An 11,621-nucleotide genomic window follows, 5' to 3' on the forward strand; every position below is an offset into this window, starting at 1 on the left:
CGCGAGCACCGAGCGCTGGAGCCAATGATCGCATCCGCCATGGCACGCCGGCTCTCGCCGTCGCATCGTGTGCCTCCGTCACCGCGGCGGCGCCATGCGCCGCGCGGCATCCCTTTGTCGTCGACCTCTGCAACTGCCATCCCATGTCTTTCGCCACACGCCGTCGTCTGGTTGTCCTCACAACGATATCGCTGATCGGGGCCGGCCTACTCGCATGGCTCGCGCGCTCGCCCGAAACGGCGCATGCGCAAGCGGCCAAGGCCGCGCCCGCCGTGCCCGTGACCGCAACCGTGGTCGGTACGATGAACGTGCCCGTCTACCTGACCGGGGTCGGCACGGTGACGCCGCTCTACGACGTCACCGTGCGCAGCCAGGTCGACGGCCAGATCACGCGGATCCATTTCAGGGAAGGGCAGCAGGTGCGTGAAGGCGACGCCCTCGTAGACATCGACCGCCGCGCACTTCAGGCGCAGGTCGATCAGGCCGCCGCGCGCCTTGCGCAGGATCAGGCCACGCTCGCTAACGCGCGCGTCGAGCTGACGCGTCAAGAGCGCCTCGCCGAGGTGAATGCGACTTCCACGCAGGCGCTCGAGGCACAGCGCGTGCGCGTGCACGAGTTGGCCGCACAGGTCCGCGGCGACCAAGCGGCCGTGGCCAACGCGCGCGTCTCGGTGGACTACACGACGGTGCGCGCACCGATCTCCGGACGGGTCGGGTTCCGGCTCGCCGATCAGGGCAACATCGTGCGCGCCAACGACACGCCGATCCTCACGCTCGTCACCACCGCCCCCGTAACGGTGATGTATGCGCAGTCGCAGAACGCGTTGCCCGACATCCAGGCCGCGCTGCGCGGCGGCAACGTTGCGGTGGTGGCGCTGAACACCGACGGCACCCGCGTGCTGTCGCGCGGTCGCCTGGAGACGATCGGCAACCGCGTCGATGCAAAGAGCGGCGTGATTCGCCTGAAAGGCAGCTTCGACAATGCCGACGGCGCGCTCTGGCCGGGGCAGTCGGTAATGATCCGCACCGTCGTGGACAATCTGCGCGGCGTCCTCGCGGTGCCGGAAGACGCGATCCAGACAGGACCGAACGGCCAGTTCGTCTACGTGATCGGTGGAGGCGAGACAGTCGCGCTGCGCCCGGTCCAGCTCGGGCCGCGGGTGCTCGGCTACGCCGTGATCGCGAGCGGGCTAAAGTCCGGCGAGCGCGTGGTCGTGCAGGGCCAGTATTTGCTGCGGGATGGCGCGCGCGTCGCGGCGACGCTACTGCCCGCTCCCGCTGGGGAGCTGCGCGCGGATACCACTACCGACGTCCCGCACGCGCTTGATGCGGGCGCGGGTACCGTCGCGATGGGTGCCGACTGACATGCGTACCAACCCCTTCACGGTGTTCATCCGCTATCCCGTCGCTACCTGCCTGCTGACCGCCGGCATCCTGTTTGCCGGCCTGGCCGCGTACGTGCATCTGCCGGTCGCGCCGCTGCCGCAGGTCGAATTCCCGACCATCCAGGTGTCGGCCGTGCTGCCCGGCGCCGATCCCGAGTCGGTCGCCTCGACGCTCGCGCAGCCGCTCGAGACACAGTTCTCGAAGATTCCGTCGGTAGTGCAGATGACCTCGCAAAGCACGCTCAGCTCGACCTCGATCGTGCTGCAGTTCGCGCTGGACCGCAGCATCGATGCCGCGGCCAACGATGTGCAAGCCGCGATCGATGCCGCGGCGGCCCAGTTGCCCGCCAACCTGCCCTCGCCCCCCACCTTTCAGAAGATCAACCCAGCCGACGCACCGATCCTGCTGCTCAGCGCGACCTCCGACACCCTGCCGCTGACCACCATCGACGACTATGTGGAAACGCGCCTCACGAAGAGCCTGAGCCAGATCGACGGTGTGGGCGCTGTGTCGATCGGCGGCCAGCAGAAGCCATCGATCCGCATCCAGTTTGATCCGGTCAAGCTCGCCGCGCGCGGCCTTTCGTCGGAGGAGGTGCGCCACGCCCTGGCGGCGCTCTCGGGCGTGAATCCGAAGGGCGTCTTCAACGGTGCCACGCGCTCTTACACGATCTATACCGACGGTCAGCTCACGCAACCCGGGCAGTGGAACGATGCGATCGTCGCCTATCGCGACGGCGCACCGATCCGCGTGCGCGACATCGGTCGCGCCGTCCTCGGCCCCGAGGACAATACGCTGGCGGCATGGATTGACGGCAAGCGGGCGGTGTCGGTCGGAATCTACAAGAAGCCCGGCGCAAACACCGTGGCCACGGTCGACCAGATTCGCGCGCGGCTCCCCGAGCTGACCGCGTCGCTGCCACCATCACTGAAGGTGCGCATCCTGGCCGACCGCACCCAGACCATCCGAGCGTCGCTGCTCGACATCGAGCTGACATTGCTGCTCAACGTCGTGCTGGTGGTGGTCGTAATCTATGCATTTCTCGGCAGCGCGCGCACCACCGTGATTCCCGCCATCACCGTGCCGGTGTCGCTGCTCGGCGCCTGTGCGCTGATGTGGGCGTGCGGCTACAGCCTCGACAACATCTCGCTGATGGCGATGACTATTGCGGTGGGCTTCGTGGTAGACGATGCGATCGTGATGGTGGAAAACATCGCGCGCCACGTGGAGCACGGTGAGCCTCCGTTGCAAGCCGCGCTCAAGGGACTCGGCGAGACCAGCTTCACGATCGCCTCGATTAGCATCTCGCTGGTGGCCGTGCTGTTGCCGCTGCTGCTGATGGGCGGCATCATCGGGCGGATGTTCCGCGAATTCGCCGTGACGCTGTCGATGACGATCCTCGTGTCGGCCTTCGTCTCGCTCACGCTCACGCCGATGATGGCCGCTTACATGCTGCGCGGCGGCTCGGGCGAACCCGAGCGGGCCCGGCGGCCCGGCCGCTTCGAGCGCGCCTTCGCGCGCCTGGCGCGCGGCTACGAGCGCGCACTCGATGTCGCGCTCGCGCACCGCTTTCTCACCCTGTGTCTGTTCTTCGCGTCGGTGGCCGCGTCGGTGCTGCTGTATGCGGGGATCCCGAAGGGCTTCTTTCCACAGCAGGACACGGGCGTGATCACCGGCGTGTCAGAAGCGTCGCAGACAATCTCAGTCGAAGACATGGCGCGCCACTCGGCGGCGCTCGCCGCCATCATCCGCGCCGACCCGGCGGTCGAGCATTGCCAGATGGCCGTCGGCGGCAGCGCCTATGCGGGCACCACCGTCAACAACGGCCGCTGGTACATCACGCTCAAGCCGCGCAGCCAGCGCGACGCCAGCGCCGACGAGGTGATTCGGCGGCTTCGCCCGCAATTCGCGAAGGTGGCTGGCGTGCGGATGTACCTGCAGGCGGCACAGGATCTGATCATCGGCGCGCGGCTCGCGCGCACGCAGTACCAGCTCACGCTGCAGAGCGCCGACGTGGGACTGCTCACGGGATGGTCGCCGCGGGTGCTCGCACGGCTGTCGGATCTGCCGCAGTTGCGTGACGTAGCAAGCGATCAGCAGGTCAACGGCTCCGCGCTAAACATCAGCATCGACCGTGACCAGGCCGCGCGATACGGGCTGACGCCGCAGTCTATCGACGGCACTCTTTACGACGCGTTTGGCTCGCGCCAGATCGGCCAGTATTTCACGCAGCTCTCGACCTACAAGGTGGTAATGGAAGCGCTGCCCTCGCTGCAGCGCGACCCATCCACGCTCGACAAGATGTACATGAAGTCGCCCTCGGGCGAGCAGGTGCCGCTGTCGGCGGTCGCGCGCTGGACAACCGACACCACACAGCCGCTGTCGATCAATCACCAGGCGCACTTCCCTTCGGTGACGATCAGCTTCAACCTCGCGCCGGGCGTCTCGCTTGGTGAGGCGACCGGCGCCATCGACGCGGCGCTAGCGGCGATGAACCTGCCGCCCGCCATCATCAGCGCGTTCCAGGGCACGGCGCAGGCATTCCAGAGCACGCTCGCGACGATGCCGATACTGATCGTGGCGGCACTGATTGTCGCCTACCTCGTGCTCGGCGCGCTGTACGGCAGCTTCGTGCATCCGTGGACGATCCTGTCCACGCTGCCCTCTGCCGGTGTCGGCGCGATCGCCACGCTCTGGCTCTTCCGGTACGACTTCAATCTGATCGCGCTGATCGGCGTCATCCTGCTGATCGGCATCGTGAAGAAGAACGGGATCATGATGGTCGATTTCGCCATCGTGGCGACGCGCGAACAGGGCATGACGTCGTACGAGGCGATCCGCAATGCGAGCCTGCTGCGCTTCCGTCCCATCATGATGACCACCATGACCGCCCTGTTCGGCGCGCTGCCGCTGATCGTGGCCGACGGCATCGGCTCCGAGCTGCGCCGTCCACTCGGCTACGCGATGGTCGGGGGCCTGGTCGTCAGCCAAGCGCTCACGTTGTTCACCACGCCCGTGATCTACCTCTATCTCGACGCCCTGTCCAACCGGCTCGCCGGCTGGTACCGCCGGCGCAGCGCGGACACGCCGCCGCAAGCGGCACGGCAGAGCGCTACGCAGAATTGAACGCACCGGACCGCCCGATCCATGATCGACGTGATCTACCATAGAGGGCATTGTCTGGCCCGCTCCCGCGCCGAGGCGCTGCCCATGCCCGGGGCGACGTTCACGCAGGCGGGCCGCCGAATCGCGGCACACAGCCACTGCGGACCCTTAACCGGAATGGAGATCGATGAATATGTACTGGATACCCGCTGTCCTGCGTGCTGCCGCGGGCGGTATCGTCTGCGCCGCGCTCGCGGTGCCGGCCTGCGCCACCACGCCAACTGCAGCCGACGCCGCGCAAGCCACCGATGCGCGCCACGACACGCTGCAGGCCGCGCTCGAACGATTCGCGCAAGCTGCGCGCCCCGGCACCCTCGGCGTCGCTGTGCTGGACCTGGATCGGCAGGCCCGCTGGCAAGTCAACGGCATGCTGCCGTTTCCGATGATGAGTGTATTCAAGGCGCCGCTCGGCGCCACCGTGCTGGACCTCGCGGAACGAGGCAAATTGCCGCTCGGGCAGCGCGTCACGATCACGCGCAGCCAATTGCGTCGCGGCGCCAGCCGAATTCGCGAGACGTTCCAGGGCGACCAGATGAGCTTCACGGTCGACGCCCTGCTGCGCGCCGCCGTCAGCGACAGCGACAACACGGCCGCGGATGCGCTGCTCCGAGCCGTGGGCGGCCCCGCCACGGTCACCGGCTGGCTGCGAGCTCACGGCGTCAACGGCATGCGTGTCGACATGGGCGAAGGCGAGGTCTCGCGGATATTCGACAATCTCGGCGAATCCTCGACCCCGCCGACCGCAGAGACAGCGCTGCAACGCAGCCGACGCCTGCAGGGCGGCCTCGATGCCTACCTGGCCGACCCGCGCAACCGAACCACGCCACTGGCCGCGGCCGAATTTCTGCGCAAGCTGGCCGGTGGCGAGTTGCTCTCGCCCGCCGCGACGCGCCGGCTCCTCGGGCTGCTGCAGGACCAAACGAAGCCGCGCAGGCTGCGCGCAGGCCTGCCGCCCGGCGTTACGTTTGCCGACAAGTGCGGCACGTCGCTGACGGTGAACGGCACCACTGCCGCGTACAACGACATCGGCATCCTCACCTGGCCCGACGGACGCCGGCTCATCATTGCTGCCTTCCTGAGCGCCTCGCGTACCTCGCGCGCCGAGCGCGACCGCCTGTTCTCCGATCTGGCACGTGCCGTGACGAGCGACGCAGCCCGCTGACGATTCGAGCGGCGCCGCAGGCCGGCGGCGGCGCCGGCCCTCCGAGACGCTAGACGATCGTGCCCCGCCCTGCCCCTAAGCCCTTGTGCCCAACGCCGCCGGACGCCGAGCGCGACCTGCCGTTCACGCTGCTGCGCGTGGCCACGCTCGCGTTCGACTACGCAAAGGCATTCACCTTGCCGCTGCTAGTGTACGAGCAAAGCAGCGGCAGCACCCTCGCTGTCGGTATCGCTTACTTCGTGGAATTTCTCCCGCGCGCGCTACTCTCGCCGGTCTTCGGGTCGATCGTCGATCGCAGCACGGGCAAGCGGCTTGTCTACGCCATTGAGATATTGCGCCTCGCGCTGATGCTCGTCTGGGCGGTGCTGGGCCGCACGCGTTACGGCTGGACCATCTCGAGCGCGGTTTCGCTGTTCTCGGGGATGACGCTGGTGTTCTACGAGGCGACCGCGGCCCGGCGGCTCAGCCCGAAGGCTCTGCAACGCTTCCAAGTCCGCTCACAGCTTCTGGACCCGCTGGCGCGGCTCGTGGGGCCCGGCGGGGCAGCGCTCGCCATCGCGCATCTGTCGCCGCTCGCGGCGATCAACGGCCTCGCGCTCGGCTACGCGTGCGTGCTGGGCGCCTCGTTCGCGTGGCGCGGCGCCACCTCGCGTCCGGCCGTCTCCACCCTCGACAGATGGACGCCGGCCGAGGAGTGGCGGCGCTTCACGACACTCGCTGCGAACGCGCGGCTGCTCATGCTGACCATCGCCGCCGGCCTGCTGAACGTCCTGTTCGGCGTGTTTCAATCGCTGATCGCGCCGATCATGATCGGGCACTACCGCATGCCGGTCGCCTACAGCGCCTTGCCGAGCTTCGTCGGCGGCTCGATCTCGTTCGCGCTGTGCATCCTAGTACCGCGCATCGCCCGCCGCCGACCGCCGTCCGATTTCGGCACGCTCGGCACCGTCAGCCTCGCGGCCGCTGCGGCGCTGTGTGCGCTCGACATGGGGCCGTGGTCGTTCTGCGTGGCATTCGGCTTGCTAATCGTCGGCAGCGCGTTGTACGGCATCTTCTTTCGCCACATGCGCTGCGAACTGATCCCCGCCAGCCAGCTCGCACAGGGCATCGGCGCGACGACGTCGGTCACCACGGTGTTTCTGCCGGTGGCCGGCTTGGTCACCGCCTCGACTGTCGGGTGGCCGCCGGTGCTCGTGATCGGCGCGGTCGGGCTGGTGGTTACGGCCGCGCTGTTCGTGTCGACCCGCCACATCTGTCGCCCGAACCGACCCGCTACACCGCTCTCCCCCTCAGATTCGTAGCCAGGAGCCTAGAACGACGCGCCGAGCGTCGCGAACAGGTCATAGCTGCGGCGCCGTGCATTGCCGAAATCGGTCAGGAGGCCAACCTTTCCACGCCAGTACCGGTTCGCCCGAAAGATCGCCGCAACCGAAAGCCGACCGTAGGTCGCGCTGGCGCCATCCACTGCCGTCTCGATCGGCAATGCCGGCGCGTAGCGCTGCGAGGTTTCGAGCGAGCGGTTGTTGAAGGCGTCGTGGCGCAGGCTGGCCTCGACGCCGAGCTCGCCGCCGCGCAGTCCGGTCGCGGCGAGTGGCAGCGTCACGCGCAGGCCCGCCCCGCCGCTCACGCCTTTCAGACGCTGAACTCCGATGTTCTGCACCAGAATCGTGTCGCCGGTTTCGGTGTAGCCGCGCATGACGAGTTGCTGATAGCCGATGTCGGCTACCGGCCCGAGCCTCGCGACACCGAGCGGGTACAGATAACCGAGCTTGAACAGCGCGCCGAAATCGAAACCGCTAGTGCCGCCGTCGAGCGATGGTGCGAGCACAGCGGCCCGCTCAAGCCGGTAGCGTTCCCAGCCCGCGCCGACATAGATGCGGGTGAACAGCCCGGCACGGTCGAATGCATGATAGACGCCGAGCCGGTAGGCATGCAGGCCGAGTTTGCCCTGCCCGTTGCCGAGCGACGCGGAGGCATTGCCGCTCGACAACAACGCGCCGATGCGCGATGCGCCTGACAGGCGATACTCGACACCAACCGAGAAGCTCTCGACGCTGCTGTCGAATGCATCGATGCCCACCGCTGCACCATGAAAGTCACGCGCGTAGCCGCCCGCGATCGCGACCGACACACGCTCGGACAGCATCGCGCGTGCCGGCCCGCCGGCTTTCCCCTCGGCCATCGCGAGCGCCTGCTGCGTGCTGGCACGCACCGCGTCGAGGCCCAGTTCGGGCGCGGCGGAGAGCGCGGCCGGAGCATCGAGCTGATTGGCGATGTAACGCGCGATGTATTGATGGACGCTGGTCATGACGTGCGTGCCGTCCGCAGTCAGATAGGTGTTCTGCACCGCCACCGAGCCGGTTTTGCAGGCTGGCACGTCGCGGCACTGCACCTCCGGGGTATCGTTGAGCCCGTAGGCCGCCGGGTTTGCGCGCATCTGGTTGAGCAGCCCGGCGACGTCGAACAGATGCACATTCACGCCACGCCGCGAGAACTGCGCAAGGTCGCCGGGCAGCTTGTGGTTGTAGTCGACGTAGCCGGGCCGCGTTCCCTCGTCGTCGTTGAGATTCAAGATAACGAAATGCCGGGCGCCCGCATCGGCCAGTCGTTGCAACTGCGAGTTGAGGTTCGACAGCGTGTAGGCGCCCATCTGCTCGATGTCGCGAGGCCGCGGTACACCGAGAAACGGCTCGATGCCATTGAGCGCTGGCTTGGTCAAATCCTGATCGTTGGTGCCGATCCAGATGCCGACCAGATCGTTGGCGTCGAGCCGTGGGTGCGCCGCCAGCAACTCGTCCACCTGATCGATGAAACCCGGCATATGGCGCCAGGCCGGTCGATTCGCCACGATGTTCAGATACCCGCCGTGGCCACTCAGCGCGCCATTGATCGCATAGTCGTCGTCGGCCGTGAAGCTCGCACCGACGAGGCTCGGTAGATATTCCGCCCAGACCGGGCCGTCCGACGACCGGCCGTCGCGAAAAATCGTGGAGTTGGCATTAGGCAGGATGCCGGTCAGCCTGACTACCCGGCCGTTGTCGGTCAGGCTGTCGCCGAGCGCATAGAATGCGTAGCCATGGGCCGGCACGCACGCGGCGCAGGCAGCGCTGAAGGCGATCGCGCGCAGCGATCGTGAAATCGGATTGGACATGTTCATGTGGCGCAATGCATAGCTCGGTGTCGGTGTAACGAACGCGCGTGCGAGCACCGGCAAGTAAGTAGCCAGCGGCCGATAGCGTACGCGGAAGGTCGGTCAGGGTGCCGCGGAACTCGCTCTCGAAGCGATCGGCCTCGCATTCGGCCAGATGATTGATGCCGGCGGCTTCGCGACCTCCCCCGGTCGCGAAGTCCCCCTGCCTGCCGGCACGCTCATCACGTAACCGCCCTCGCGCCGCGGACTCATCGAACATTACCCCATAATGTTCAATAGTTTTGGTATCGCCTCAGCGCACAGACGGCGCCCGTCACCCCCGGAAAAAAGGCAAGGAAACACGCGATGGATGACCTCGTACCGCCCAACACCGACCTGCTGGCGCAACCGGCGACCCAACTGCTTGATGCCTTCGCGGGGCAAGCGTCGCCCGGATCCGGCAGCGCCGCAGCCCCGATGGGGCTGCTCGCCATCAAGCTGATCCGCACGGTCTGCCTCAAGAGCCTGGAAAAGGTCCTCGACCGGCTCAAGGAAACCACCCTGCGTCACATATTGGATGAACTGGCCGCGACCGAGGGTACCCTACGCGCGCTCTTCGAGAAGGACGCCACCGAATTCGCCGAAATCGTCCAACTGAGGATGGAGCGCGATCGGGCCACCGACCCTGACCTCCGAGCTACGCTCCAGCGGCGCGCGAACGACCAGCTCGAGGTCGCCACCGACAACACCTTCGAAATTATCGACTCATGCATGCCGCTGATTACCCACGGCGTGACCGTCTTCCAGAACGGTTGGAAGGCCGTACGGGGCGATTCGGGTGCCGCCATCAGCGCGGCGATCGCGGCGATCACGTCGGGGCTGTTCATCGCGAATCTGAATATCAAGGGGCTGAAGGAACGAAATTACGCCAAGGACAAGATCGGCCGGTGCACCGAACTGCTTGCGCTGCTGCAGGAGAGGCAGGAGATCGCACTAAGCTGCGTGACGTCGCTAAATTCCGAGGCGCTCGACTCGCTCGCCGTCGAGGGCAGCGTTGCGCTCCAGCTGCCGCTGCTGGAGCTGGGCGCCGGCGGTTACACCCCGCCGGCAGACGAAGAAGCGCCGTGATTCCCCAGCCACGCATGAAACCACCATGTACCAAGGATCCCTCCATGATCGAAGTCCGCCGCGAATTCGCCGGCGTGGGCCTCGTCGGCCCCCATTACGCCATCCGCCTCCACTAGGTCATCGAGACCGCCGAGACGCTGAACGCGCCAACAGTGAACTGTCGATGTGCTGGCGCTGCCGGCGCTCACCGACTGCGACCGCGACGCGCGGCTCGAGACAGCTGTCGTGCAAAACTTCGCGCTCGCCGATTTCACCGTCGACTGCGGCGAGTTGCGCTGCCTGCGCGCGCCTTACCGCTACTGCTTCTTGGTAACTTGCTCGACCCATGTGATCAAACGGCCGATCATCGTGTTGCGCTCCATGTACTCGCGCTTCTCCGAAGGTGACATACCGCGCCTAAGAGGTTCACGTGGGCGCTGCAGGACTGCCGCAACGACGAGCGCGAGAAGAACACCGCAGAACGCCGCTATCTGTGGGCTATTCATCGCAACTTCCCAATTTTCCTAGTCGCAGGCCCCGGTGGATTCGCTGGGCACGTTGTTGAATAGATGCATCGGATCGTCAATGGGTAGCGATCGCGCCGACACGAATCTACCAAGCTCCGCGACCAACTCGCACCCCACATCAAAGTAATCCCTGACTTCTTGGCGGGACAAGGCACCTCGCCAATTGTCGTGAACGATGCCGTTGCGGCGGTCCACCAGAGCTATGTATCTGTCCCTCACGACATTCGGAAGTTTGCGCTTGAATAGCCGTTCAAGCCGCTTCAAGACTGATTGCTTGCTACCTTGCGTTGCCGCCGAGACGGCGCGCTCGACGACATCGGAACACAGCGATCGGAGGTCACTGGCCGTGACTAGGTCCTCCAGACTCACCGATAGGCGAAGGCTGTGATCGTTGCTTTCGAGGTCCTTCATGACCAAGGGACGATATGAGAAGAGAACCCGAAACGCCTCGGCGATCGCGGCGTCCGTTATAGATGCAACTACGACGACAAGCTGCCTGTTATAGGCGGAGATAGCGGTTTCGATAGAATCCATTATCGAAACCACGAATCGCGAAACGCCAGCGTCATCTATTCCAGTTAGCCGCCCGTCGCGATCGAGCCGCTGAGGTCGACCGGCGCCGAGCAAGTATGCTTGGACTGCTTGTTCATCTGAGCAAAATCCCCGCAAGGTCTCCGAGCACCCGAGCGCCTCGATCAGTTCATAGTGCCAACGGCCGTGATCGAAGCGAGGGTATCCGTTAAGCGTTGAGGTCATGGCCGTTTTCCAATTCGTGCCCGCGCAGTTGCTCAAGCGAATCATCCAGCACATCAGCCGCGCTCGCGTGCAGCTCGGCCGCCGCGTTGTCCAGATCGACACCCGACGGCATCTTGCGCGACTCGGCCGAGTCACGCAGGACGTTGATGGCGAGGCGCAGCGCGTCGGCAAGAGTAAGATCCGGCATGGTTGTTTTCCGTCGTCTCACTGAAATGATTCGGGGAGCCGCGCTCTTGCGTCGACTTCGTCAGCGGAAGGTACCCTGTCTGTTTGGAGTTCATGTTTTCGCTATTCATGGTTGCCGGAGCCGGCGAACCTGTCCGCATTTTTGTGGGCGAGGCGGTTGAACAACAGGTTATCCACGCGCCTGCGTGAATCGCTCGCCGAA

General features: G+C 65.9%; 9 protein-coding genes. 6 read left to right on the forward strand and 3 right to left on the reverse strand.

The window, feature by feature from the left end:
• Positions 1-143 precede the first annotated feature (143 nt).
• From SB786_RS28100 to SB786_RS28115, 4 genes are all read left to right on the forward strand, one after another.
• Entirely contained in the window at positions 144-1,364 is a 1,221-nt protein-coding gene (locus tag SB786_RS28100) for an efflux RND transporter periplasmic adaptor subunit (RefSeq protein ID WP_410730325.1), read from the forward strand.
• A 1-nt stretch (position 1,365) separates the two neighbouring features.
• The gene (locus SB786_RS28105) at positions 1,366-4,512 is read left to right on the forward strand and encodes an efflux RND transporter permease subunit (RefSeq protein ID WP_410730326.1); all 3,147 of its coding nucleotides are present in this window, start codon (positions 1,366-1,368) and stop codon (positions 4,510-4,512) included.
• A 166-nt stretch (positions 4,513-4,678) separates the two neighbouring features.
• Positions 4,679-5,713 carry a class A beta-lactamase gene (gene bla / locus SB786_RS28110; protein ID WP_410730327.1) on the forward strand — a complete coding sequence of 345 codons (1,035 nt, stop codon included), beginning with the start codon at positions 4,679-4,681 and terminating at the stop codon, positions 5,711-5,713.
• Positions 5,714-5,772: 59 nt separating this feature from the next.
• Positions 5,773-7,014: an MFS transporter gene (locus SB786_RS28115; protein ID WP_410730328.1), complete on the forward strand. Its 1,242-nt coding sequence runs from the start codon at positions 5,773-5,775 to the stop codon at positions 7,012-7,014.
• Positions 7,015-7,022: 8 nt separating this feature from the next.
• Here SB786_RS28115 and SB786_RS28120 read toward each other — a convergent pair whose 3' ends face one another.
• Positions 7,023-8,870, reverse strand: a complete 1,848-nt coding sequence (locus SB786_RS28120; RefSeq protein ID WP_410730329.1) for an autotransporter domain-containing protein — start codon at positions 8,868-8,870, stop codon at positions 7,023-7,025.
• Between the two features lie 339 nt (positions 8,871-9,209).
• Here SB786_RS28120 and SB786_RS28125 point away from each other — a divergent pair, with 339 nt between their 5' ends.
• The gene (locus tag SB786_RS28125) at positions 9,210-9,971 is read left to right on the forward strand and encodes a cyclodeaminase/cyclohydrolase family protein (RefSeq protein WP_410730330.1); all 762 of its coding nucleotides are present in this window, start codon (positions 9,210-9,212) and stop codon (positions 9,969-9,971) included.
• Between the two features lie 165 nt (positions 9,972-10,136).
• Positions 10,137-10,478 (forward strand): hypothetical protein, encoded by a 342-nt coding sequence (locus SB786_RS28130; RefSeq protein WP_410730331.1) that lies wholly within the window; start codon positions 10,137-10,139, stop codon positions 10,476-10,478.
• Here the strand turns inward: SB786_RS28130 and SB786_RS28135 are convergent.
• The gene (locus SB786_RS28135; RefSeq protein ID WP_410730332.1) at positions 10,475-11,233 is read right to left on the reverse strand and encodes a hypothetical protein; all 759 of its coding nucleotides are present in this window, start codon (positions 11,231-11,233) and stop codon (positions 10,475-10,477) included. The genes SB786_RS28130 and SB786_RS28135 overlap by 4 nt on opposite strands.
• On the reverse strand, positions 11,217-11,420 hold the full coding sequence (locus tag SB786_RS28140) for a hypothetical protein (RefSeq protein ID WP_410730333.1): 204 nt from the start codon (positions 11,418-11,420) through the stop codon (positions 11,217-11,219). The genes SB786_RS28135 and SB786_RS28140 overlap by 17 nt, the downstream gene beginning before the upstream one ends.
• Positions 11,421-11,621: the final 201 nt, after the last annotated feature.

Origin of the sequence: Burkholderia sp. SIMBA_062 (assembly GCF_046534765.1) — a bacterium.
Taxonomy (GTDB): Bacteria; Pseudomonadota; Gammaproteobacteria; order Burkholderiales; family Burkholderiaceae; genus Burkholderia; species Burkholderia ambifaria.